Annotated in this window: 20 protein-coding genes and 1 pseudogene; 10 read left to right on the top strand and 11 right to left on the bottom strand. The window is 72.0% G+C overall.

Going from position 1 to position 24,611, the window contains the following annotated elements:
• The first annotated feature begins 198 nt into the window (after positions 1–198).
• Positions 199–1,221, top strand: coding sequence for a DUF2786 domain-containing protein (locus tag VIW71_RS04310; protein WP_331620605.1), 1,023 nt, complete (start codon positions 199–201; stop codon positions 1,219–1,221).
• A 247-nt stretch (positions 1,222–1,468) separates the two neighbouring features.
• On the opposite strand, the gene VIW71_RS04315 is transcribed toward VIW71_RS04310, so the two are convergent.
• From VIW71_RS04315 to VIW71_RS04325, 3 genes are all read right to left on the bottom strand, one after another.
• Entirely contained in the window at positions 1,469–2,374 is a 906-nt protein-coding gene (locus tag VIW71_RS04315; protein WP_331620606.1) for a hypothetical protein, read from the bottom strand.
• Between the two features lie 174 nt (positions 2,375–2,548).
• On the bottom strand, positions 2,549–3,658 hold the full coding sequence (locus VIW71_RS04320) for a glycoside hydrolase family 26 protein (protein WP_331620607.1): 1,110 nt from the start codon (positions 3,656–3,658) through the stop codon (positions 2,549–2,551).
• 90 nt (positions 3,659–3,748) lie between these two features.
• Positions 3,749–4,468, bottom strand: coding sequence for a UDP binding domain-containing protein (locus VIW71_RS04325; RefSeq protein WP_331620608.1), 720 nt, complete (start codon positions 4,466–4,468; stop codon positions 3,749–3,751).
• A gap of 397 nt (positions 4,469–4,865) precedes the next feature.
• Here VIW71_RS04325 and VIW71_RS04330 point away from each other — a divergent pair, with 397 nt between their 5' ends.
• The 4 genes from VIW71_RS04330 (at position 4,866) to VIW71_RS04345 (ending at position 10,510) form a co-directional block, all read left to right on the top strand.
• Positions 4,866–6,185, top strand: a complete 1,320-nt coding sequence (locus tag VIW71_RS04330) for a glycosyltransferase family 2 protein (protein ID WP_331620609.1) — start codon at positions 4,866–4,868, stop codon at positions 6,183–6,185.
• Positions 6,178–7,455 carry a glycoside hydrolase family 26 protein gene (locus VIW71_RS04335; RefSeq protein WP_331620610.1) on the top strand — a complete coding sequence of 426 codons (1,278 nt, stop codon included), beginning with the start codon at positions 6,178–6,180 and terminating at the stop codon, positions 7,453–7,455. Before VIW71_RS04330 ends, VIW71_RS04335 begins: the two co-directional genes overlap by 8 nt.
• Positions 7,452–9,035 carry a glycosyltransferase family 39 protein gene (locus tag VIW71_RS04340; RefSeq protein ID WP_331620611.1) on the top strand — a complete coding sequence of 528 codons (1,584 nt, stop codon included), beginning with the start codon at positions 7,452–7,454 and terminating at the stop codon, positions 9,033–9,035. Before VIW71_RS04335 ends, VIW71_RS04340 begins: the two co-directional genes overlap by 4 nt.
• A gap of 398 nt (positions 9,036–9,433) precedes the next feature.
• Positions 9,434–10,510 carry a glycoside hydrolase family 26 protein gene (locus tag VIW71_RS04345; protein WP_331620612.1) on the top strand — a complete coding sequence of 359 codons (1,077 nt, stop codon included), beginning with the start codon at positions 9,434–9,436 and terminating at the stop codon, positions 10,508–10,510.
• 402 nt (positions 10,511–10,912) lie between these two features.
• Here the strand turns inward: VIW71_RS04345 and VIW71_RS04350 are convergent, their stop codons facing one another.
• From VIW71_RS04350 to VIW71_RS04380, 7 genes and pseudogenes are all read right to left on the bottom strand, one after another.
• Positions 10,913–12,175: an APC family permease gene (locus tag VIW71_RS04350; RefSeq protein ID WP_331620613.1), complete on the bottom strand. Its 1,263-nt coding sequence runs from the start codon at positions 12,173–12,175 to the stop codon at positions 10,913–10,915.
• Between the two features lie 265 nt (positions 12,176–12,440).
• Positions 12,441–13,505, bottom strand: a complete 1,065-nt coding sequence (locus VIW71_RS04355) for a rod shape-determining protein (RefSeq protein ID WP_331620614.1) — start codon at positions 13,503–13,505, stop codon at positions 12,441–12,443.
• Positions 13,502–14,038 (bottom strand): DUF7144 family membrane protein, encoded by a 537-nt coding sequence (locus VIW71_RS04360; protein ID WP_331620615.1) that lies wholly within the window; start codon positions 14,036–14,038, stop codon positions 13,502–13,504. The genes VIW71_RS04355 and VIW71_RS04360 overlap by 4 nt, the downstream gene beginning before the upstream one ends.
• A gap of 311 nt (positions 14,039–14,349) precedes the next feature.
• On the bottom strand, positions 14,350–14,565 hold the full coding sequence (locus VIW71_RS04365; protein WP_331620616.1) for a dodecin: 216 nt from the start codon (positions 14,563–14,565) through the stop codon (positions 14,350–14,352).
• A gap of 201 nt (positions 14,566–14,766) precedes the next feature.
• Positions 14,767–14,991: pseudogene (locus tag VIW71_RS04370) on the bottom strand (glutamate decarboxylase); the annotation flags it as partial.
• A 267-nt stretch (positions 14,992–15,258) separates the two neighbouring features.
• Positions 15,259–15,624 carry a YbjQ family protein gene (locus VIW71_RS04375; RefSeq protein ID WP_331620617.1) on the bottom strand — a complete coding sequence of 122 codons (366 nt, stop codon included), beginning with the start codon at positions 15,622–15,624 and terminating at the stop codon, positions 15,259–15,261.
• Positions 15,625–15,710: 86 nt separating this feature from the next.
• Positions 15,711–17,120, bottom strand: coding sequence for an ABC transporter ATP-binding protein (locus tag VIW71_RS04380; protein WP_331620618.1), 1,410 nt, complete (start codon positions 17,118–17,120; stop codon positions 15,711–15,713).
• A 232-nt stretch (positions 17,121–17,352) separates the two neighbouring features.
• On the opposite strand from VIW71_RS04380, the gene VIW71_RS04385 reads away from it, so the two are divergent.
• Both VIW71_RS04385 and VIW71_RS04390 read left to right on the top strand, forming a co-directional pair.
• Positions 17,353–18,105: a DedA family protein gene (locus VIW71_RS04385; protein ID WP_331620619.1), complete on the top strand. Its 753-nt coding sequence runs from the start codon at positions 17,353–17,355 to the stop codon at positions 18,103–18,105.
• A 4-nt stretch (positions 18,106–18,109) separates the two neighbouring features.
• Positions 18,110–19,714 carry a threonine/serine ThrE exporter family protein gene (locus VIW71_RS04390; protein WP_331620620.1) on the top strand — a complete coding sequence of 535 codons (1,605 nt, stop codon included), beginning with the start codon at positions 18,110–18,112 and terminating at the stop codon, positions 19,712–19,714.
• Positions 19,715–19,829: 115 nt separating this feature from the next.
• Here VIW71_RS04390 and VIW71_RS04395 read toward each other — a convergent pair whose 3' ends face one another.
• The gene (locus VIW71_RS04395; protein WP_331620621.1) at positions 19,830–20,669 is read right to left on the bottom strand and encodes an alpha/beta fold hydrolase; all 840 of its coding nucleotides are present in this window, start codon (positions 20,667–20,669) and stop codon (positions 19,830–19,832) included.
• 298 nt (positions 20,670–20,967) lie between these two features.
• Between VIW71_RS04395 and VIW71_RS04400 the strand changes: the two genes are divergently transcribed.
• The 3 genes from VIW71_RS04400 (at position 20,968) to VIW71_RS04410 (ending at position 24,529) form a co-directional block, all read left to right on the top strand.
• Entirely contained in the window at positions 20,968–22,173 is a 1,206-nt protein-coding gene (locus tag VIW71_RS04400; protein ID WP_331620624.1) for a glutamate-cysteine ligase family protein, read from the top strand.
• A gap of 164 nt (positions 22,174–22,337) precedes the next feature.
• Positions 22,338–23,393, top strand: coding sequence for a hypothetical protein (locus tag VIW71_RS04405; RefSeq protein ID WP_331620622.1), 1,056 nt, complete (start codon positions 22,338–22,340; stop codon positions 23,391–23,393).
• A complete protein-coding gene (locus VIW71_RS04410) occupies positions 23,390–24,529 on the top strand; it encodes a hypothetical protein (protein WP_331620623.1) in 1,140 nt (379 codons plus the stop codon). The genes VIW71_RS04405 and VIW71_RS04410 overlap by 4 nt, the downstream gene beginning before the upstream one ends.
• Positions 24,530–24,611: the final 82 nt, after the last annotated feature.

Below are 24,611 nucleotides of genomic sequence, written 5' to 3' on the forward strand. Positions count from 1 at the left end.
CCGCCGCCCTGGCGGCCTGCCTCGCCCTGTCCGCCGCGTGCGCCCTGGAGGCCGCTCACGACCTGCACGGTTCCATCGAGGCGGCCCGGGGAGAAGACGGCCCGCACGCCGACTGACGGCTCCGCCCCCGGGGCGCGGCCGGCCCGAGCCGGGCCGGGCCGAGCCGGGTGGTGTCGGCGGGTCGCGGAGAATGGGCGGGTGGATGCTTTTGAGCAGGCGTACGGGCGGGCTCTCGCGAGCGGGGGCGGTGAGGCGGAGATGGACGGCGCCGCGTCCGTGCTGGCCGCCGCCGGCGACGGGTGGGGCGAGGCCGCCGCGCGGACCGGGGCGCGGGTGGTGCGCGAGTGCGAGGCCCGTGGCTGGGCGGTGGGCGACCTCGTACGGATGGCCGGACGGGAGCTCACCCCGCGGCACCAGCGGCTCGCCGCGGCGCTCGCGGAGGGCGGCGGTCTGGCGGAGTTCGCCCGCGCCGAGCGGCTGGACCGCTTCTCGGCGGCGGCCACGTACGTGGAGGTGCTGTGCCTGTACGGCCGTCTCCCCCGTATCACCGCGCTCGTCCCGTCGCAGGCGGCGGCTCCCGTACCCGGCGAGTCCAAGGTCCTCGGGCGGATCAGGGCGCTGCTCGCCAAGGCCGAGTCGACCGGATTCCCGGAGGAGGCGGAGGCGCTCTCGGCGAAGGCCCAGCACCTGATGGCGCGGCACAGCATCGACGAGGCGCTGCTGTCGGCGTCGGCGGGAACGGGCGGCGGCCCCGGCGCGCGCCGGATCGGCGTGGACCGCCCGTACGAGGGCGCGAAGGCGCTGCTGCTGGACGCCGTCGCCGCCGCCAACCGCTGCCAGGCCGTCTGGTCGGGCGACTTCGGGTTCTCCACGGTCGTCGGCCACGAGCCGGACCTCGACGCGGTCGAACTCCTCTACACCTCGCTCCTGGTCCAGGCCGACCGCGCCCTGCACCGCGGTGCCTCCCGCTCCCGCGACTTCCGCGAGTCCTTCCTGATCGCGTACGCCGCCCGCGTCCGCGAACGCCTCACCGCCGCGACCGCCGAGGAGGTCTCCGCGCGGGCCGCCCCCGATCTCCTCCCCGCGCTCGCCGCCCGCGACCTCGCCGTCACCACCGCCACCCGGCGGCTCTTCCCCACGACCACCACGTCCCGCCTCAAGGGCCGCGACGCGGAGGGCTGGACCCACGGCGAGCAGGCCGCGGACCGGGCACGGTTCTGATGTCGCGTCAGCCGCGTCAACCGGAGGTTGCCCGGTTGCGACGCCCGGCAGGGCACCTCGCGGCGTTGCCGCATCGACCGGGCAGCCCCACGACGAGGCCGATCCGGCGCCTTGCGACGAACCGCACCGGACACCGCTCCGTGACGGGCACACCCTGACCGACGCGGCACCAGGAGCGTGTCGCGGTAACCGGCAGCCCGCCGGCCGGATTCACCGGGAGGCCTCACGGGGAGGCCTCCCGGTGAGGTCAGTGCAGTTCGAGCAGGCGCGAGAGGGTGTAGCCCGCGATGCCGTGGCCGGCCGCTTTCGCGTCGGCGTCCTTGTCGCCCGCGGCGCCGGAGTTGGGGCCGGCGATCGTGCTGTAGACGTAGCGGCCGTGGACGGCGTGGGTGACGGCGCACGGGACCTTGTCGCAGAAGTCCGGGACGCCGGCCTTGCCGACGAGCGGGATCAGCTTGCCCTGGAAGCCGGACTCCACGGCGTTCGCCGCGGTTTCGCTGGGGAAGGCCATCACGCCGACGGTGACCGAGGTGTCGCCCGAGGAGTACGTGGCCAGCACGACCGTGGTGCACTGGTTCTGGTCCAGGAGCCGGCCGAGACCGCCCTGGGTGGCCTTCCAGCAGGGGAACTCGTGCGAGGTGGTCTTCCGCACGAAGGTCTGCCCGTTGACCGGGAGGGTCGTCGCGGCGAACAGGTCCTTGCCCTGCATCGTGGGTGCCGGTGCGGCGCTGGGCGAGCCGGGGCCGCCGGGCGAACCGCTCGGGGAGGCGGTGGCCGACGCGCTGGCCGGGGCGGACTGCTTGGGGGTGGCCTCGTCCTTCGTGGAGCCGCCCAGCGCGAAGAGCGCGGCGACGCCGGCTCCGGCCACGACGAGCACGACGGCCGACACGATGACGGTGAGCCGTATCCGCCGCTTGCGTCTGGACTCGGCCTCCTGCCGCTCCGCCATCGCCGCCCAGTCGGGCCCGCTCAAGCCGGGCTGGTAGGGCTGGGGCGGCTGCGGTATCCCGGGCCGGATCTCGTACGGGTGGCTCGGCTGCAACTGCTGCGGATAGCCGTAACCCGACTGCGGCTGCTGCGGGTACTGAGGCGGCGGGTAGCCGTAACCCGGCTGCGGCTGCTGCGGGTTGACCGAGGTCGGCGTGGGGGGCACGGCACCGCTCTGATGCGGGATGCGAGGATCCTGTGGGCCCTGCGGTGTACTCATAACCTGGGGAGTTCGCCCTTCCGGTCACCCATTTAGGGGAATTGTATAGCCAGTCGCGGACAGGGGGCGGCTTTTCCCCTATGCGGACGCATCGTGAGATGCTCCTCATCATGCCTCCGCCTAGGGGGAGTCCTCGGGGGTGACCGGCCAGTCCCGCAGGTGCAGCGAGTCCAGGCCCTGCCGGAACGCCGCCTTGGTCCGCGGGTCGATGTCGAACCGGTAGTCGTACTGGCCGCCCTCGTCCTCGCTGTGCTGGAACCAGATGAAGCCGATCACGTTCGGGGTCCGCTTGATCCAGCGGAACAGGTCGGCCGTCCAGCCGGCCTGGTGCGGGCCCGGCGAACTGCCGGTCTCGGTGAGCAGGATCGGCTTGCCGGTGAACCGTGTGATCGTGTCCAGTGCGGGTTGCAGCACTTCGGTGGCGGTCCTCTCGCCGAAGCCGTAGCCGTCCAGGCCGATCCAGTCGACGTAGTCGTCGCCCGGGTAGAGCGGCCGCAGCGCGGTGCCCCCGGTGCCGCGGGGCACGTTCGGGCTCCAGACCCAGATCACCTCGGTCGCGCCGACCGCCTGGAACAGGTCGTGCACGTGCCGCCAGGCCTTCACGTAGTCGCCGGGTCTGTTGCCGCTGTTCCGCTCCGACCAGGGGTACCAGTCGCCGTTCATCTCGTGGGCCAGGCGCAGCACGATGGGCTGCCCGGTGGCCTTCACCTGGCGGGCGAACCGGATGACGTACGCGTCGTAGGAGCCCGTCGCGATCCGCTTCAGGGCGTACCGCGGCTGGTTGCGGTCGCGGGAATCTCCGAACGGCTCCCAGGTGACCAGCGGCAGCGCGCCCTGCTGGTAGCTGAGTTCCGCGTTGGCGGCGGAGAACGGCTCGTCCCAGCCCTGGTAGTACTCCAGGATCCGCGGATGGCGGCCGGCCGCCCTGGTCGCCGAGGCGGTGGTGGCGCGGGCCGGCGCGTGGAACGTGGCGAGGCCGAAGTACAGCCCGTCCGGGTGCAGGTAGTCGGCCTTGCTCAGCGTCCTGGTACGGGCCGTCGGCTCGGGCAGCGGTGCCGTGGCGTTCGGCGCCGAGGACTTCGGGGGCGGGGACTTCGGGGCCGTGCCCAGGCCGCGGACGTTCTCCTCACCGCCCGCGGAGGAGCAGGCGGTCAGACTCAGCAGCAGCGCGCCCGCCCACGCGCATGCCAGGAAGGACCTGCGCCGCGTCCGTGGTGTGAGGGCGTTCATTCCCGGCCATCCCGCTCTTCGGAGTCTTCTCCGCGCAGTCTTCGGACTGTGCCGGACTGTTCGGATCGTCAGCATGTGTGTCCGACGACCTTACGGCCGTCCGAGGGCGCGGTACGTCCAGCCCGCGGCCCGCCAGTCCTCGCGGTCGAGGATGTTGCGGCCGTCGACGACCTGCCGCCGTGCGGCGACCGCGGCCACGGCACGCGGGTCGAGTGCGCGGAACTCGGGCCATTCGGTCAGGTGCAGGATCAGGTCCGCGCCCTGCGCCGCTTCCAGCGGACCGGTGGCGTAGTCCAGTTCGGGATGCAGTTTGCGGGCGTTGTCCATGGCCTTGGGGTCGTAAACGCTGACCGAGGCACCGGCGCGGTGCAGCCGCCCGGCTATGTCGAGCGCGGGCGAGTCGCGTATGTCGTCCGAGTCCGGCTTGAACGCGGCTCCCCACACGGCGATCCGGTGGCCCGCCGGTCCGCCCGGGCACAGCTCGCCGGCCAGCGCCAGCACCCGCTCGCGGCGGCGCAGGTTGATCGCGTCCACCTCGTGGAGGAAGGACAGCGCCCGGCCGACGCCCAGTTCCTCGGCGCGGGCGGTGAAGGCGCGGATGTCCTTGGGCAGGCAACCGCCGCCGAATCCGACCCCGGCGTGCAGGAACCGCCCGCCGATCCGGGTGTCGTGGGACAGCGCCTGACCGGACCGGAGGGCCGCGATCCTGTCCGGCTCCACGTCGACTCCGAGCACGTCGTGGCCGAGTTCTGCCATGCACGCGGCGTGGGTGGCGCCGAGGTAGCCGGTGCCGATGACGGTGAGGCGCATTGCCTATGCCCTTCCGGGGTGTTCGCGCGGTGAACCGGCGGGAGTCCGCGTACGTCCGGGCGTTGACCCGTACGAGTCCGTGTGTGAGTCCGCGTAACTGCGCGGTGGTTCCAGGTGAGTCCGGGTGAGAGTAGCCCGATCGGCCGACATCCACACCGCCGCCCCGGATTTCACAGGTCGGACACTCACCCGTTACTCAGGGAGAAGAGTGGTATCTGAATGTCACTGCCGGGTAAAGCCGAACGCGTAACCACCGCGTAACGTTCGGGCGGCTCAGGGACCCCCCCCGATGCGGGGAGACTCAAGATCATATGATAAAAATCGTGTCTCTTCACTTACTATCTCTGCGGCATGCCGCGTCGTCAGCGGCCCGGGGGAATCGGCGCGATAGGAAGACATGCTGGCGTTCTTGCTGGAGATCCGCGAGTTGCGGCTTCAGGGGGTGGTGTACCCCTTCGCTGCTTTCATGGCGTTGATCTGGCTGCTCTGGTTGATCAAGGTGGTGCTCGCCCGCCGCTACAAGCCGTGGAAGCGCGCGTACCACGCCACGACATCCGTGATCATTCCCGTGGTGGACGAGCCCGAGGACCTATTCCGGGAAGTGGTCGGACGCATCATCGAACAGCAGCCGACCGAGATCATCGTGGTGATCAACGGCCGCCGCAACGAGGTGCTGGAAAAGATCTGCGACGACCTGGGCGTGCTGTGGAACTGGACGCCGATCCCCGGCAAGCGCAACGCGCTGAAGGTGGGCCTTGAGGCGTCCAGCGGCGAGATCGCGGTACTGGTCGACTCCGACACCATCTGGACCACCAACACGCTCAGCGAGCTGATCAAGCCGTTCCGCGACCCCGAGGTCGGCGGGGTGACGACCCGTCAGCGCATCCTGCAGCCGAGCCGGACCGTGCTGACCCGCTGGGCCGACTGGCTGGAGAGCGTGCGCTGCCAGTACTCGATGCCGGCCATGAGCGTGCTCGGCACCGTCGGCTGCCTGCCCGGCCGCACCATCGCGTTCCGCAGCCAGATCCTCTTCGACTGCATGGACGACTTCCTCGGTGAGAAGTTCCTCGGGGTCTTCCTGGAGGTGAGCGACGACCGCACGCTCACCAACTACACCCTCAAGGCCGGGTACCGCACCGTCTACCAGTCCACGTCGCTGGTCTACACCGACGCCCCGCTCCAGCTCAAGAAGCTGGCCAAGCAGCAGTACCGCTGGGCCCGCGGCTCGCAGTACAACACGCTGCGGATGATGCCGTGGATGCTGCGCAACGCCAAGATGCTGGCGCTGTTCTACTTCGCGGACGTCGCCGTGCCCTTCGTGCTGCTCGGCACCTTCGCGTCCTGGGTGGTCGCCGCCTTCCACAGCGGCCGGCCGGGCATCTACGCCGATCTGCCGCTGCCCAGCGACCCCACCAAGTCCCTGGTCACGCTGGTCGGGCTGGCGGCCGTGCTGTCGCTGTTCTCGCTGATGGTCCGCTTCGGCCGGCACTTCGCGTACCGGCCGCAGGACCTGCTGTTCCTGCCCACGTTCATGGTCATCAACACCCTGCTGCTGCTCCCGGTGCGCCTGCTCGGCTTCTTCCGCTGCGCGCACAACGCGAGCTGGGGCACCCGCGCCGACAGTTTCGCCGGCGAGAAGTCCCGCAGCGCGCTGGTCCTGGTGCCGTACCTGATCGGCGGGCTCATGCTCGGGGGCTCGGTGATGATGAGTGTCTAGCCCGAGCAGGAAGCGGCGCAGGGACAAGAAGCTGCACTGGTGGAGCCGGGGCACCGGCATCCGGCTGCGGATCTGGATGGCCGTCAACGCGGTATTGCTCTCGGCGCTGTCCTACGGCGTGTACATGGCTGTGGTGTCCAACGCGCAGGAGACCGGCTACACCGGTCTCGGCGGCGGCCCGAGCAGTCCCGGCGTCCTCGAGCGGATCAAGGGCAAGAGCGGCCCGGTCGTCCCGACCAAGGACCAGTTCCTGCACCCGGACGGGGTGTACTTCGGTGCGGCCACACTCAAGGCGCCCTACGACGCCAAGGAGGTCGACCAGCTCGCCACCGACGCCGGGGGCATCCGGCCCACGATGGCGTCGTACTTCCTGACCTGGGACCAGAAGTTCAACCCCCACTCGATCACCGCCGCCTACGCGCACGGCACACTTCCGGTGCTGACCTGGGAGCCCTGGAAGGGCGGCGACCAGAACCCCAAGCCCGACGTCATCCTGGACTCCAACGTCGTCCAGCCCGACTACCGGCTCGCCAACATCATCGCCGGCCGCTACGACGCCTACGTCACCGAGACGGCCGAGGCCATCGCGGCGGCCAAGTGGCCGCTGGTGCTGCGCTTCGCGCACGAGATGAACGGCGTCTGGTACCCGTGGGCGGAGTCGGTCAACGGCAACCGCAAGGGCGACTACGTGAAGGCGTGGCGCCACGTCCACGACCTGTTCGACAAGGCCGGGGCCACCAATGTGATCTGGACCTGGGCGCCGAACATCATCCGGCCGGAACCGCACATCAAGCTGAAGCCGCTCTACCCGGGCGACGCCTACGTCGACTGGGTCGGCATGACCGGCTACGGCGTCCGCGAGAGGACGCCGGCGATCACCTTCGGGGCGACGCTCCAGCAGATCAGGACCTTCACCCGCAAGGCGATTCTCATAGGCGAGACCGGCGCCCAGATCGACAAGTACCAGATGCAGTGGGTCAACAACTTCTTCCCCTGGCTGCAGCGCCACCCGGAGATCGTCGGATTCGTCTGGATGGAGAAGGACCGCGACACCGGCGCCCGGGCGAACTGGCGGTTCACCTCCAGCCCGGAGGAGAAGCAGGCGTTCCAGGCCGGTCTCGCCACCCTGCGCCTGACCACCGGTCAGCCGGCCACCAAGCCGACCACTCCGCCCAGCAGCACGCCGAGCACCGCGACCGGTGCCGGGACCAGCGCCGGGACCGGCGCACCAGGACCGGCCGGCTCGCCCGTAACCGGGAGCACGCCATGAGCGACAGGGAGATTCTGGACGCCCCGGACACCATCCCCATCGCGATCATCCCGCAGCCGCACACCGAGCGGACCGAGCCCCGGCCCAGCCGGCGCGAGGAGCGGGAGCAGCGCGAGCGGAGCCGCGGTCTCGGCCGGGGCGTGACCGTACTGCCGCCCGCCCTGGTCGCCCTCGGCCTGGGCGCGTACCGGCTCGGTGCGACGCAGGTCAGGGAGGACGAGTCGGCCACCTGGTGGGCGGCCCACCTGTCCTGGGGCGACCTGGGACGGCTGCTGGACAACACCGACGTGGTGCTCGCCCCGTACTACGTGCTGATGCACCTGTGGGTCTCCGTCGCCGGCAGCTCCCCGGCGATGCTGCGGCTGCCGTCGCTGCTGGCCATGGCCGCGACCGCGGGCCTGCTCGCACTGCTGGGCCGCCGGATGTTCGACGCGCCGACCGGCCTGGTCGGCGGACTGGTCTTCGCGGTCCTGCCGGTCACCACCCGGTACGCGCAGGACGCCCGCCCGTACGCGCTGGCCGCCCTCGCCGTGGTCGCCGGAGCGCTGCTGCTGTACCGGGCGCTGGACCACGAGGGTGCGGACCGCTGGGGCGGCTACGCGCTGGGCATGCTGTGCACCGGGCTGTTCCACCCGGTCGCGGCCACCGTGGTGGTCGCCTACCTGCTTGTGGTGCGGGCCACCGAACGGCAGCGGCTCGGCGCGTGGTTCGCGGTGACCCTGGTGCCGGTCCTGCCGCTGTTCGCGGTGCTGATGCTGGCCCGGGGCCAGAACCACCAGCACCCCGAGGTCGGCACCGGCGTCGACTCGCTGCGCCACCTGCCCGCGGACCTGCTGGGCTCCTCGTCCGTGGCTCTCGCGGTGGGCGTGCTCGCCCTGCTGGGCGTGGTGCTGGCCCGCAGGAACGGACTGCCGCTGCTGGTGTGGGCGGTGCTGCCGCCGCTCGCCGTGTTCTGCCTGCGGTCGTACGGCAACCTGTTCACCCCCTCGTACTTCGTCTTCACCGTGCCGGCCGTGGCACTGCTCGCGGGCGCCGGAACATGCGCGCTGGCCAAGGCGCTGCCCGGCCGGGCGCGCGGCCTGGCGACACGGCAACTCGTCCTCGGCCTGGTGGCCGCGGCCGCCGTCGCGGTGGTCTCGCTGCCCGCCTTCTCCGCGGTGCACTCCGATCCGCGACCCGGCCAGCCGGACTTCCGGGCGGCCGCCGCGTATCTGACGGCTCATCAGAAGACTGGTGACGGTGTCGTCTACAGCGGTGAGCCGGACGTCGTGACGCGCGCGCTGGCGTACCAGCAGCGCGACGTTCCGGTCCGGCCGCGCTCCGTGTACGTGACCGTGTCGCCGCAGCAGGACGGCACGTACACCGGACGCCCGTGCGCGGCTCCGGTGGTGTGCACCAAGGGCGTCAACCGTGTCTGGCTCGTCTCCAACGCGTCCCCGTCCACCCCGTACGCCGGACTGACCACGGACGAGACGAGCTTCCTGCGGACCCAGTACCGGCCGACCGCGGCGCGGGCCTTCGACGGCGGACTGCGCATCACGCTGCTCAGCCGGGTGCCGGCGAGGACGACGGCCCGGTAGCCGCGCAGCGCCTTCCAGGTCCGCGCTTGCGAGGTCCGCGGTTCCGGCGTCCTGCGGCTCCGGAGTTTCTGGTTCCGGGATCCCGTGGTTCCGGAGCCCGGCAGCGCTGGCGTCCTGCCTGCTCCGGCAGCCCGTCGGTCCGGCGTCCCGTCGGCTCCACCGTCGGTCCGGCGTCACGTCGGCTCCACCCGGTTCGGGCAGCCCCGCCGTTCCGGCCACCCCGCCGACTCCGACAGCCCCGACGGCTCTGCCAGCCCCAGAGCCTCCCCTGGCCGGCTCCGACGCTCCTCGGACGTCGGCCCCGACAGCCCCGAGAAAGCGAACGCATGTCAGACGACGACACCACGCGCAGCAGCGGACGAAGCCGCGGCCGCACTCGTAACGGTGTTGCGGGACGGATGAAACTCGTCGTGGTGAGCGCGACGGCCGCCCTGGTGGTGGGCGTGGGCGCGTTCGAGCTGGGCGGCGGCTCCGGCGGGAACGGCGGTGGTACGACCAGCGGCGCGGACGCCGGCCGGAGCGTGCCGCCGGCGCCCGCCGTGTCGGACCCGCAGCCGGTCGTCATCCCGGACAAGTCCCGGCTCCTGGCGCCGGCCGGCGGAACCAAGTACTTCGGCATCGCCGCGCCCGAGGCGCCCTGGAGGTCCTCGGTGCTCGCCGGGATCGGCCGGGACGCCGGCGGCCCGGTGCCGAACATGGTCCAGTACTTCGTCAACTGGAACAGGAACTTCGACCCCGGGGCCGTCCGGTCCGCCTACGCGCAGCACGCCCTCCCGGTGATCACGTGGGAGCCGTGGGAGGGCGGGGCCAAGGGCACCAAGCAGCCCGCGTACGCGCTGGGCACCATCATCGACGGGAGCCACGACGCGTACATCACCGCCTTCGCCCGGGCGGTCGCGACGAACCGCTGGCCGGTTGCCCTGCGCTTCGGCCACGAGATGAACGGCCACTGGTACCCGTGGGCCGAGCGGGGCGGCGTCAACAGCCCCGGCGAGTTCACGGCCGCGTGGAAGCACGTGCACGGCATCTTCCGGCGGGCCGGCGCGAACAACGTGATCTGGGTCTGGGCGCCCAACATCCTGCGCGGCGCCGACCCGGTCGACCTCGCGTCCCTCTACCCGGGGGACGCCTACGTGGACTGGATCGGCCTGTCCGCGTACGACGTCACCGAGCAGACGGCCGCCCGCCTGCTGGACCCGACCCTCGCCGAGATCCGCCGCTTCACCCGCCGCCCGCTGCTGATCACCGAGACGGGCGCCCAGCCCGGAGCCCAGAAGGCCCCCTGGATCGCCACCTTCTTTCCCTGGCTGAACGAGCACCCCGACGTGATCGGCTTCGTCTGGTTCCAGTACACCCGGGCCCAGGGCGGCGGCGCCGACTGGACCTTCACCTCCAGCCGGGCGTCACGCGAGGCGTTCCGCCAGGGCGTACGGACGCTGCGACTGGTGAAGACGCCGGGGGCGGACGGGGTCTGAGCCCGAGCGGACACGACCGGGCGGGGTCGGCCGGGCGACCTGCTTGAGCCGGTCTCCTCGCCCCGCGCCAGGTCGACCAGCGGCAGCGCCCGGTCGGACAGGTCGTCGAAACGCAGCCGTACGGCCTGGGGCGCCGCAGGGGCAGAAGGCACGCCGACACCGTCGCGGGAGAAGCCGCCGGTGTCGCGGCGACGTCGCACAACCGTCCCGGACGGCCCCGGACGTGGCCCTGAAGCGCCGGCCCGGCAAACCCGCCACGGCCGGGGGCCGTCCGCTCGGCCCGGCGCGCGCCACGCGACCGTCCCCGCCGTCGGCCCGATCCTGCCAGGGCCGCGTTCCGTACGCGGCGGCACCGGTTGCGGTCACCTTCAACCCTGCCAAGGACCGCTGCCGTCGGCCCGTTCACTGTCCGCGCCGCGCCACGTATGCGACCGCACCCGCCGCGGTCACCCCCAGCCCCGCCAGGACCGCTGCCGTCGGGAGGCTCACCGCCAGGGCCGCGCACCCGCACAACCCGGTGACCGGCACGATCAGGGGTGGCCGGCCCTCCGCCGGGGTCAGCCGCAGAGCGCTCGCGTTCGCGATCCCGTAGTAGAGGAGCACTCCGAAGGAGGAGAAGCCGATCGCGCCGCGCAGGTCCGTGGTGACGGTGAGGAGGGTGACCGCGGCGCCGACGGCGAGTTCGGCGCGGACCGGGTTGCCGCGGTGGAGGGCGGCGAGGGCCGGGGGCAGGTGGTGGTCGCGGGACATCGCGAGAGTGGTACGGGAGACGCCAAGGATCAGCGCGAGCAGGGAGCCGAGGGCGGCGACCGCGGCGCCGGTACGGACCACCGGGACGAGCCCGGACGCGCCCGCGGCCCGTACCGCGTCGGCGAGCGGCGCGGCGGAGCGGGCGAGCGGGCCGGGGCCCAGCGTGGCCAGCAGGGCGACGGCGACTGCGACGTAGACCGCGAGGGTGATGGCGAGGGCGATGGGGATCGCCCGCGGGATCGTACGGGCCGGGTCCTTGACCTCCTCGCCGAGCGTGGCGATCCGCGCGTACCCCGCGAAGGCGAAGAACAGCAGGCCCGCGGCCTGCAGGAGCCCCCATGCGGACGTGTCGCCGTCCCAGCCGAGCCGCCCGGCGTCCGCGGACCCGGACGTCAGGCACACGGTGACGGCGGCGGCGAGTACGGCGAGCGTCACGCTTACGATGAGTCGGGTCAGCCAGGCCGCCTTCCGCACGCCGAGGCAGTTCACGGCGGTCAGCGCGACCACCGCGGCGACGGCGATCGCCCGCCGCTGGCCGGGCCACGCGTACTGCCCCACGGTCAGCGCCATCGCCGCGCACGACGCGGTCTTGCCCGCCACGAAGCTCCACCCGGCCAGGTAGCCCCAGAACGGCCCCAGCCGCTCCCGCCCGTACACGTACGTGCCGCCGGACTCCGGGTGCCGCGCCGCCAGCCGCGCGGACGAGGTGGCGTTGCAGTACGCCACCACGGCCGCGACCGCGAGCGCCGCGGTCACCCCGCTTCCGGCCGCCCGCGCGGCCGGCCCGAAGGCCGCGAACACCCCCGCCCCCACCATGGCCCCGAGGCCCACCACCACCGCGTCCGCCACCCCGAGCCGCCGCACGAGCCGCGGCGGACCGGGTTCGGCGGGCGGGGGAGCTGCATCCGTTGTCACGGGGCGCATCATGGCATCCCGAGCTGAACGGCTCCCGCCGCCGGGCGGTGGACCCGGGGGCGCGGGGAACCGGGCGAGCACCCACCGGGCCGGCGGCCCGGGACGAGCGTAATCCGGCGGGGCGAGACCCGGCGCGCTGCCGAGATCACACACGTCGTGGCGGAATCCGGCTCGGCGAGACCCGGTGTGCCGGCGGCCGCCCCGCACGTCGTGACCGGGCGCGCGGTTTCCCGCGCCCCCGCGGTGCGGACCCGGCGGTGGGGCCTCACACCGCCAAGGGGTCCCGCGGAGCGGGACGGATCCTCGCTTCGATCATGGCGCCCAGGCCGCGGACGGCGACCGTGTCGGGGTGCGGGGCGACATGGACCGGGATGCCGACGGCCTCGTGGAGCATGAGGTCGAGGCCGGGCATGAGGGCGCTGCCGCCGGCCAGCATGATGCCGCGGTCGGCGAGATCGGCGACCAGATCGGGGGGACAGCCGCGCATGACGTTGGTGATCGCGTCGATGACCGAGGTGAGCGTCCTGCGCATGGCGCGGCGTACGCCCTCGGTCTCGACCACGACCGAGCGGGCCAGGCCGCTCGTGACGTCGCGGCCGTGGACCTCGGCGGTGCGGGCCCCAGCGCTGCCGCGAGCGCCGAGCACCTGGTGGAGGGGGCGTACGGCCTGGCTCGCGAGCAACAGGTCGTGCCGGGTACGCAGGTGGTCCACCACCGCCCGGTCGATCGCGTCGCCGCCCACCGGCACGGTCTCGGCGGCCACGATCGAGCCGAGCGAGAGCACCGCGAGGTGCGTCGTACCGGCCCCGCACATCACGATCATCGTGGCCTCGGGCTGCTCCACGGGCAGCCCGCACCCCACGGCCGCCGCGATCAGCGTGTCCACCAGTTCCACCCGGCGCGCGCCCAGCCCGTACATCGTCTCCACCGCCGCCCGTCGCGCGATCGGCTCGCTGCCGTGCGGCATGCACACCGCGGCCCGCATGACCGTCATCCCGCGCACCACGGTCATCCGCAGCCAACGCCGCCCGAGCTTGTCGCGGAGCACGTGCCGCAGCATCCGCTGGGCCATCGAGACGTCGACCACCGTGCCGCCGACCACCGGACGCACCACCTGGATATGGGCCGGGGTCCGCCCGGACATCGTCTCGGCCCGCGCGCCGACCGCGATGAGCGCGCCGGTACGGATGTCCACCGCGGCGACGCTCGGCTCGTCCACGACCATGCCGGCGTTGCGGAGGTACACCCGTGTCCGGGACGCCCCGAGGTCGACCGCGATCGAGCACCGCCGCAACTGCTCCAGCGTCGGAGCCGGCGGGTCGGGCGTCACAGCACCTCCCGCGGGCGGGACTTCGCCGGGTGGTACGTGGCCAGCGCCCAGATGATGAAGACGTCGATGGCGATCATGATGACCGACCAGACCGGCTGGTACGGCAGGAAAATGAAGTTGGCGATCATGCTGAGCCCCGCGATCAGCATGCCCCCGTAGCGCGCCCACTCGGCGCCGCCGAGCAGCCCGAAGCCGACCAGGACGGCGATCACACCGAGCCAGAAGTGGAGCCAGCCCCAGGCGGTGACGTTGAACTTGTACGTGTAGTCGCCGCGCGTGGCGACGTACACCACGTCGCTGGAGATGCCGACGATCCCTTCGAGGATCGCCATCGTGCCGGCGATCGTCAGCAGCAGGCCGGCGAAGACGGTACCGCCGGCCGCCCAGCCGTGACGGGGCTCGGTGCCGGGGTACGGGTGCCGGCCGCCGGGCGGGGAGTGCCCGGCGCCCGGCGCCGAGGAGGTCGGCCCCGTCGAGCCGGGCGGCTTGGAGCCGGGCGGCGGGGGCGGGGCGGGCGGTTCCTGCTGGCTCATTCGGGCTCCCGGTGATGCGTCGGCCTCCACAGCGCGGGCCACCGGATCCGGGGGACGGATCCGGCGCGTGCCCGCCTTCACGACAAAAGGATTTGACGCATGGTCGGATTTCGCGACCTGTCTTGGGCCGAACGGGTAGCGGCCGTCCGGGAAAAGGGGCCCGGACGGCGCAACAAAGGTGGCGCGCGGCAGGAATCCGGGGTACGCGGCGCCTGTTCCGCGCGCCTGTTCCGCGCCCCGCCCGCGCCTACCCCGCGCCTGTTCTGTGCCTGTTCCGCTTATTCCGCGCCGGTTCCGGGTCCACTGCGCGCCTACCCCGCGTCCTCCAGCCGGAAGCCCACCTTCAGCCCCACCTGGTAGTGCCCGATCTCGCCGTCCACGATGTGCCCGCGGACCTGGGTGATCTCGAACCAGTCCAGGCCGCGCAGGGTCTGCGCGGCGCGGTGGATGCCGTTGCGTACGGCGGCGTCCACCCCCTCGGGGGAGGTGCCGACGATCTCGGTGACGCGGTAGGTGTGCTCGGCCATGACGGTCGTTCCTTTCGCTGAAGGGCGGTGAAGGGCGGTGAAGGCGCTGGAAGCGGCGGTGTGGGGATCCTTCGGGGAACTCAGGGGCGGAAGGCGGGCGCCAGGCTCTCGGGCCGGTACGACGGCGACGGGTACGGCCGGCGGCACAGTTCGGGCAGCGGCGCGTCGAGGTCGCCGATCAGCAGGTCCGCCGGCAGCCGACCCCGGGTGGACCAACCCGTACGTGTGCTCCGAGGTGTTGATCGACGCCACCCGCGGCGGCCGGAAGTCCCACGTCGGGTCCGGGCCGGGGGACGGCGCGATCATGGCACCGGAAGCGCCGTCCACGCGGAGCGGCACGTGTACGCGTACGCCGGTCCGTTCCCGGTACGCGTCCGGCGCCGCGCAGATCCCGGCGACCGGTTCGTACGACCCGTCGCTCGTCGTGCACCCGTTGGTACGCGGCCGTCGGCGCCGTCGGCCGTTCCCCCAGCCGGTGCTTCGGCGGCGCCGTCCCCATCGCCCCCACCGGATGGGCGACCCCGCGGAACGGGTTCAGTGCCATCTCGCGCTCGACCCCGGAACCTCTGTGCTGTGCCATGCGGGACCCTCCCGGCGGGGTGGGGACGAACCGGTGCCATACGTGACCATACGGTCATCCGCCCGCCCCCGCAGTCCGAGACGCCGGTCGGTCCCGGCGCGGCTGGCGGTGTGTCAGACCCGGGCCAGGACGACCGCCGTGCCGTAGGCGCACACCTCGGTGCCGACGTCGGCGGCGTCGGTGACGTCGAAGCGCATCATCAGGACGCCGTTGGCGCCGCGGGCGCGGGCCTGTTCGACGAGGCGGTCCATGGCCTGGTTGCGGGTCTCGACGAGAGTCTTGGTGAGGCCCTTCAGCTCGCCGCCGATCATGGACTTCAGGCCGGCGCCGATCTGGCTGCCGAGGTGCCGGGAGCGGACAGTCAGTCCGAACACCTCGCCGATCACCTGGTCGACCCGGAAGCCCGGGGCGTCGTTGGTGGTGACGACGAGGACATCCGCGCCGTGGGTCTGGCCGCCGCCGAACTCTTCGATTCCCATGACCGCAGCCTGCCCGCGTCAGTCGCGCACCGCATCCGCGGTTACTCCGGTCGCGCTGCGGCAGCGGCGCCGGGCCCGGTGCCGTCCTACTCCAGCAGAGGCTGCTGCGCCGGTGCCGGGCAGACGCGGCGCCCCTCGTGGTCGAAGACGTACAGGTGGGCGAGGTCGACCAGGAGGGGGACGCGGTCGCCGCGGCGGAGCCGGAAGTCGGGGCCGGTACGGACGAGGAGGTCGCCGGTCTGGGTCTCCGGCGATCCCGCGGGGCGGTCCATCACCGAGAGCGGCCCCTGACCGGGCACCTGGCCCGGCTTCGGTGGCACGCCATCCGTCCTGCCGGTCGTCCCGGACTCGCGGTCCAGCATCGATGCCTGGATCCGCCGCGCCGCCCGCTGCGCGAGTCTGCCGATGCCGCCGGAGCCGCCCGCGGTCCGCCGGCTCCCCGCCCGGTCCCCGGAACCCACCGGGCGCGGCGCCTCCAACTCGGGGACGAACGCCGGGCGCGATCCCGTGTTGAGGTGGACCAGCGACTCATGGCCCAGGTACTCCACGTGCTCCACGATGCCGCTGAGCACCACCTCACCCGCGCGCACCTGGCTCGGCTGGGCGATACGGACCGCCTCCGAGCGCAGGCCCACGATGATCCGCCGGCCCTGCTGGATGCGGAGCAACTGGTGGTCGACGCTCAGCGGCTCCGGCAGTCCGAGCCGCTGCCGCCCCAGATCGATCCACATGCCGCCGGTGAGCGGGGCGAGCACGGTGGCCTGGAGCAGATTGATCCGCGGGGTGCCGACGAAGGCGGCGACGAAGACGTTCTCCGGCAGGTGGTACGCCTCGCGCGGCGTGCTGATCTGCTGGAGCACGCCGCTGCGCATGATCGCCACCCGGTCTCCCAGCGACATCGCCTCGGCCTGGTCGTGCGTGACGTACACGGTGGTGACGCCCATGCCGTGGGTGAGGCGGGCGATCTCGGCGCGCAGGTGTGCGCGCAGCTTCGCGTCCAGGTTGGACAGCGGCTCGTCCATCAGGAAGACCGACGGGCGGCGGGAGATCGCCCGGCCCATCGCCACGCGCTGCCGCTCACCGCCGGACAACTGCCCGGGGTAGCGGTCCAGGATCTCCTCGATGCCGAGGATGCGGGCGGTCTCGTCCACGCGCGGCCCGTGCTCCTCGCCGGGCATCTCGAAACGCAGCGGGAAGCCGATGTTCTCCCGGCTGGTCATGCTCGGGTAGAGGGCGAAGTTCTGGAACACCATGGCCATCTTGCGGTCGCCGGGCGCAAGATCGTTCGAATACTCTCCGTCCAGCAGCAGTTCGCCGGTCGTGATGTCCTCAAGACCGGCGATCATGCGGAGCACGGTGGATTTGCCGCAGCCCGACGGCCCGAGCAGCACCAGGAACTCCCCGGGCGTGATGTCCAGCGAGAAGCGGTCCACGGCCGGGGAGGGCTGCTTCGGGTAGTACTTCGACACTTCGTGCAAGGTGATGGCGCGAGTCATAACGGGAGCCGCCAGGGTGGTCGGGCGCGGTGACGGGGCACGTGGGGGGAGCCTCGCGATGCGGACGGGGCGTGCGCGCGTACCCGGGGGTACGCGTTGAGGTGAGGAGGGCGTACGAGTCCTGCTGCGTACCGGACGCGAGGTGGTGCACCGGTGACGTTGCGGAGAAGGTAGTCCACTACCCGTAGGTTGCGGAACGTTTGTGTCAACACCGCGTTGATAGTTTTGGACCGTGACGAACCTCGCGCTTGGACCGAGCTGGCTCGACCCCGACCATCTGATCAACACCTACGGCCTGTGGGGCGTGCTGCTGATCGTGTTCGCCGAGTCCGGTCTGCTGATCGGATTCTTCCTGCCCGGCGACTCGCTGCTGTTCACCACCGGCCTGCTGGTCGCGACCGGCACCCTGCACCAGCCGCTTGCGCTGGTGGCCACGTCGATCGCGGTGGCGGCGATCCTCGGCGAGCAGGTCGGCTACCTGTTCGGACGCAAGGTGGGGCCCTCGCTCTTCCGCCGGCCCGACTCCCGGCTGTTCAAGGCGGAGAACATCGAGAAGGCCCACGCGTTCTTCGAACACCACGGTCCCAAGGCGATCGTGATGGCCTGCTTCGTGCCGATCGTCCGGACCTTCACCCCGATCGTCGCGGGTGTCAGCCGCATGAACTACCGCACTTTTGTCACCTACAACCTCGTCGGCGGCACGCTGTGGGGCGCCGGGGTCACGCTGCTCGGCTACTGGCTCGGGCAGATCGCCTTCGTGCACGAGAACATCGAGGCGATGCTGGTCCTGGTGGTACTGATCTCGGTGCTGCCGATCGGTATCGAGTACCTGCGGTCGCGGAGAAAGGGGTCAGCGGAGTCGGCGCCGCGGTCCGGGCCCGCCGGTGCGCAGGAGTCCTCCGGCGAGCGGACCTCCCTCCCCGAGTCGGAGGTGGCCGCGGCCGCGCCGCGGGGCGGCCGGCACCGGGCGCAGAAGCCGCGCTGAGCCGTTGACCACGTCAGGGGCCGGGCCGACCGGCAGACAGGCGCCCGGACCCACCTCCCAGCCCGGCCGGGAGGTGGCCCGCCGGGAGCTGCCGGGCCGGGAGGTATCGGGCCGGGAGGTGGAGCGCGGGCGCGACGGCGGCGAGCCGTCCGCCCGCGACGACATACGCTCGGCGTTCACGCCCCCCGAGGGCATCCCGCTCGTCGTCCTGCCCCCGGAGGACGCGCGGTGGCAAGACCGTATGCGCGCGATGGTACGGCTGCCGGTCACCGAGCGGCCGGCGCCGCCGCCCGGGCGGCCGAACGCCGCGCACACCGTCTCCGTGCCGCGCGTCCTCGACCTGACCCTGCGGATCGGCGAACTGCTGCTGGCCGGCGGCGAGGGCGCGGAGGACGTCGAGGCGGCGATGCTCGGGGTGGCATACGCGTACGGGCTGGCGCGCGTCGAGCCCAACGTCACGTTCACGATGCTGGGCATCTCGTACCAGCCCGCGCTGACCGAACCGCCGCTCACCATGAGCCGTACGGTCCGGCGCCGCGGCACCGACTACACCCGCCTGGCCGCGGTCTTCCAGCTGGTCGACGCGATCACCGCGCACGAGACGACGCTGGAGGACGCCTACCGCAGGCTGGCCGGCATCCGGCGCAACCGGCACCCGTACGGAAGCTGGGTGCTCACCGGAGCGGCGGGGCTGCTGGCGGGCGCGGCGAGCGTCCTGGTCGGCGGCGGTCCGATCATCTTCGTGGCGGCGGCGCTCGCGGCGATGCTCGGCGACCGGCTGGCCTGGCTGTGCGCCGGGCGCGGGCTGCCGGAGTTCTACCAGTTCGCCGTCGCGGCGATGCCCGCGGCCGCGATGGGCGTCCTGGTGGACCGCTACGCCCACTGGATACCGGGCGCCACCGGCGTCCAGTCCTCCGCGGTGATCACCGGCGGCCTCTTCGCGCTGCTGCCCGGCCGCCCCCTGGTCGCCGCCGTCCAGGACGGCCTCACCGGCTTCTACATCACCGCCTCCGCCCGGCTCCTGGAAGTGATGTACCTGATCGTCGGCATCGTCATCGGTGTCTCCCTGATCCTCTACGGCGGCTACGCCCTCGGCGCCGACCTCGACCCCGGCCAGGCACTGCGGGCCTACGACCACCCGTGGGTGCAGCTTCCCGCGGCGATGGTGCTCACCCTCGCCTTCGCCGTCCTCCTCCAGTGCGAACGCGCGGTCCTCCCGCTCGCCACCCTCAACGGCGGCGTCGCCTGGACCGTCTTCGGCGTCCTCCACCACCAGGCCCACGGCAACCAGGTCGCGTCCACGGCCGCCGCGGCCGGCCTCGTCGGCCTGTTCGGACAGCTCATGGCCCGCTACCGCTACGTCTCCGTGCTGCCCTACGTCACCGCGGCGATCGGCCCCCTCCTGCCGGGCTCCGCCACCTACCTCGGGTTGCTCGCCCTCACCCAGCACCACAACTCCCAGGGCTTCACCCAGCTCACCAAGGCCGCCGCCCTCGCCCTGGCCATAGCCGTCGGCGTCAACCTCGGCAACGAGATCGCCCGCCTCGCCCTCAAAACCCCGGGCCCGCCCGGCCCCCGCCGCGCGGCCAAGCGCACGCGCGGCTTCTGAGCGGTTTCCGAGGGGCGCCGCCGTCCGCCGAGCCGTCCCGCTCGTACCGGCGAACGGCACCGGAACCGACCAGGGTGAGGGGACGAACGCGGCGCCGGCCGTCACCGCCGGCACATCAGGTAAGCGCGTCCAATTCCGGCGAAAGGATCTCGTCGCCGATCAAATCGAAATGATCGAGTTCCGTGAGCCGCACGGAGATCTTCGCGTCGCCGTCGCGCCGTCCGAGGGCGGCCCGCATGGACGACAGGTGTTCCTGGTACGCGGCGGACAGCACGACGCGTACCCGCTCGGCGATGTGAGCAACATTGTTCAGGCGCGTACCGAATTGATCATATCCCGGCTGATCCCAATAGGTGATCATGTCCTGGGACAATTGTCGTACCTGGCTGAAATCCTTGGGTGCGACTTTCGCCAGATAGGAGCAGAGTGACCGGAATCCGTCCTTGTCCGGGGCAAGATTGATCAGTTCTTTGAAGGCCGGCACGGGATCGTGCGGATCGGCTACGGCGAACAGCCGGGAAATTGTCATGGTCGACTGGTTCACATTGGGATCGAGCAGCACCGCGGCGGCCAGCGGCGGTACGTCACCGCCCCGCTCGGCCCAGTGCTCCGCCACCTGGAGGATCAGGTCGGCACCCAGTGAGAACCCCACCAGGACCAGCTTCTTGCCGGCGTTCTGCCGGCCGATCTGCTCCACGAAGGCCGCGGCCATCTGGATGTGCCTGGCCAGGGGCACGGGTGGCACTCCCGCCCCGTCCGGCTCGTAACCCCGCAGGTTCAACGCGACGCTGTGGCGGTCGTGCTGCCTGAGATACCCGAGGTAGTCCGTGGCATCCAGCCCGAGCCCGTGGAAGAACACCGTCACCGTATCGGAGTCGGCCCTTCGTTCCAGGTAGCTGAGCTGTCCCGACCTTCGCTCCTCGATCCCACGATCGGTGAGCAGCGTAGGAGTCATTATGGCCATCCTCTGGGCAGACGACGAGTGCGGCAGGCGTGCCTGCGCGACTCTAACCAACGTCCGCTTGGCATGTGCCGGAACCACCACAGTGCCCTCGGTCGGGTGACGGCGCCCCGTTGAGCTGCGGGCCCCTGGACACCATTGGAAATCTTCTGGCCTAATGGATTGTAGTTTTCGACCGATGGGATGTCGAGAACGGGAACTGCTGATTCCAGTCGTCCGATTCCCGACGCCGAAGGCGATCCGGGTGGGGGAGCGTGCTTCTTTGGACTCTTTGGAGAGCACCTTGAGCGAGGTGGGCGCCAGAGATCTGATCATCGCGCACGCGTTTTCGCGCGATCACCCCGGAAGAACCGGAGTAGAGCTGGAATGGCTGGTCCACGCCGCCGACGCGCCCGCCAGGCCGGTGACCCCGGTGGAAATCGAAGCGGCGCTCGACCGGATCGGCGGCGGCCTGCCGGGTGGTGCCGCGCTCTCGCTGGAACCCGGCGGCCAGCTCGAACTGAGCTCACGCGCGGCCCGGTCCCTCGGCGAGTGCGCCGAGAACACCGCCCGGGACCTCGCCGTCCTGCGGGAGGCGACCGCCGGGCGCGGCCTGGTCCTGCTCGGCTCCGGCCTCGACCACCGGCCGGTCCACCTCACGGTGCGGGCCCCGCGGTACGTCGCGCTCAGCCGCTACTACGAGCAGTTCGGCGACGCGGGCAGGACCCTGCTGTGCGGCACCGCGTCCGTGCAGGTCAACGTGGACGCGGGCGACGCGTCGGACGGCTGGCGCGGGCGGTCCCGCCGCTGGGCGCTCACCAACGCGCTCGGCCCCGTTCTGATGGCCATGTTCGCCAACTCACCCGCCGTGCTGCGCGGTACGCGCGTACGGTCCGCCCGGCAGATGCTGCGGCTGCAGACCGACCCGGCCCGCAGCACACCGCCGCCGGCCGGTGAGCCGCGGACGTCGTGGGCGGAGTACGCGCTGGACACCTCGGTGGTCAGCGTGCAGTGCCCGGCGACCGGGCGATGGGACGTGCCGTCGCCCCCGTTCACGCTGCGCCGCTGGTTACGGGGCGACGGCCCGCGCCCCGTCCGTACCGCCGACGTGTTCCATCATCTGAAGTCCCTCGTGGCCCCCGTCCGGGCGACCGGGCACCTCGAACTGCGCATGATCGACGCCCAGCCGGACGACGACTGGGTGGTGCCGCTCGCCGTCGTCGCCGCGCTGCTGGACGACGAGGCAGCCTCGGACGCCGCCTGCCGGCTGGTCGGCGCCTGGCCGGTACGGGCCGGCCGCCCCGACTGGGTGTACGCCGCCAGGACCGGTCTGTCGGACCCCACACTGGCGGCCGCGGCGCAGACCGTCATCCGGATCGCCGCAGACGGACTGACCCGGCTCGACACCCCGCCCTGGGTCCGCGCCGCCGTCGAACGGTACGCGGACACGTACACCCTCCGCGGGCTGTCCCCCGCGGACCTGCACCTGTCCAGGCCGCCCGTGGTGGCCGTCGCCTGAACCGCCGCCCGCCGCCCAACGACGCACCGGCCGCCCGGGGCCGCCACCCCGGACGCCGCACCCATCCCCCCGACCATCGAGCGCACACCCTCAACCTCCAAGGGAAAGAGCCGATTCGGATGCCGCCCGACCGCAGGGACTCACTTCTCCACGCACTGACGGACATGCAGCAGCACCAGCAGGGCAATCACGGATGGTCGGTGTTCCACGAGGGCCTGAGCCTGGCCGCCGCCGACTCCCGTACCCACCCCGGCCCGGACGCGGGCCCGGACTCGGCCTCCGGCTCCGGCCCGGGGGAACTGGACCGCCTGCTGTCCGCGGTGTGGCGGGCCCGCCCGCGCATCAGCGACTCCCATCTGATCACCCTGCTCGGCATCGCCCTGCGGACCGTGGCCGACACCGACACCGACGCCGCCCGCGTCTTCCGCCCCCAGCTGCCGGGCGCGGTGCGGGCCGGGCTGCTGTCCGCGGCGCTCGCGCGGCACCACGACGCGATCGCCGCGATGGTCACGGAGCAGTCGAACTCGTACACCGGCGCGCGCCGCTTCCTCGTACCCCAGCTCCTCCTCGGCGCCTACGCCGCACACCACCGGATCGCCGAGGTACGACTGCTGGACATCGGGACCAGCATCGGACTGCTGCCGCGGCAGCTCAACAACCGCACGGTCTACGACCGTTTCGCCCCTGGCCTGAGCTGGCACCCGGCCGCGCCGGCGTACCGGGACATCCCGCTCGCCGCCCGGTTCGGCATCGACGCCCCACCGCTGCCCACCCTGGACTGGGTGCGCGGCTGCCACGGGCCGTCCGACTACTACACCGAACGCTTCTCCGAGGTGGTCTGGGCCCTGGAACAGACCGCCGGGACGGCCGGGGACATCGGCATCCACGCCCTGGACATGCTCGACCTCCCCGCTCTGGCCGACTTCGTCCACTCCCACCACATCAACGTCGCCACCTGCAACTTCGTCCTCTACCAGTACGACGAACCGACCCGGGAGCGGATCATCGCCACGGTCACCGGCGCCCTGCGCCGGCCGGGCCTGTTGCTCAGCATGGAGCCTGGCTACGAGCTGCGCAGAATGGGAGCGCGCGTCCGCGGGTACCGGGCGGGCAGCACCGCGCCACTCCACCTGGCCGACGTCTCCGACGCCCACTTCCTGGGGCGGGTCACCCCCGGCGCCGACTTCGCCGGCATAGCGGGGGCGGTCCGGAGCGCATGATGATCTTCGACTCGGCGGGCGCGGAGAGATTCGCGGACTTCGTCTCCCGCCGCCGCGCGCCGCTGACGGCGGCCGGCGGCCTGACGGGCATCCTCATCGGCATCTACAGCGACGAGGCGCGCGGGATGATCGGCTGGACCTGGACCCACGTGGTGGCCGGCGGCACCCTGGTGGTGCTGGCCGCCGCCGGGGTGTTCTCGGCCGCCTGGTGGGGGCGGGGCCGACTGGAGCGGCGGCGCGAGCTACGCCGGGAGATCGTCGCCAAGTCCTTCGACATCCACGCTGACGACTTCGACGACGACCTGCCGTCCGACCACGCGGTCATCGGACGCGAACTGCGCTACCTCGAACGGCGTACCACCTCCACGCACCTCGTCGTCCTGCTGCACGGCCTCGGCCTGGACGCCAACGACTTCCGCTCCTTCATGAACGTCGCCCCCCAGCACACCGCGGCGATCACCGCCTTCGGCCACAACACCCAGGAAGCCAGGGACGACAGCTACCGCGCCATCGGGCTCGCCACCCACACCGACCTGGTCAGCGGCGCCATCAACAACCTGCACCGGCAGTACCCGCACAAGAAGCTGACACTGGTGGGGTTCTCGGTCGGCGCCGACATGCTGCTACGGCTGGCCGAGTTGTGGCGGGACCACCCGGACCGCAAGCCGCGGGTCTCGTCGGTCATGCTGCTCGACCCCAACATCAACCACTCCACGATGATCATCACCGGCAGCATGGCCCAGCTCAACCCGGACGAGCCTCTCGCCGAACTCAAACGCATCGCCAACACCCCCCGCTCCCCGGTGGAGTTCCAGAACATCTGCGAGTACCTGCACAAGATCACCGAGAAGGACCTCCGGCAGGTGCAGCGGTACGCGGCCGACCTGTGGGACTACTGGGAGCCGGACGGGCAGTACGACCTGTTCTTCCAGCGCACCCAGCGCCTTCAGGCGGTGTGCGGCACACTGCGGGTCTTCTTCTCCACCCATTTCGAGCACCACTTCAACGACGTCGTGGCGCACGCCCGGCAGCGCGGCATACGGCAGGTCTTCGATCTGCGGCGGGTCGACCACTTCGAGCTGTGCCGGGAGACGTTCTTGAAGCGGGAGGTGACCGCGCTCATCCGCAGACGGTGAGGGACCCCGCGCGCGGCCGGGGGTGGGTGGGGCCGGAGCGGAACGGGCCGTCCCGGCGACCGAGGACGGGAACGGGCGGGCG

The sequence above is a fragment of the Streptomyces sp. genome (assembly GCF_036524955.1).
Taxonomy (GTDB): domain Bacteria; phylum Actinomycetota; class Actinomycetes; order Streptomycetales; family Streptomycetaceae; genus Actinacidiphila.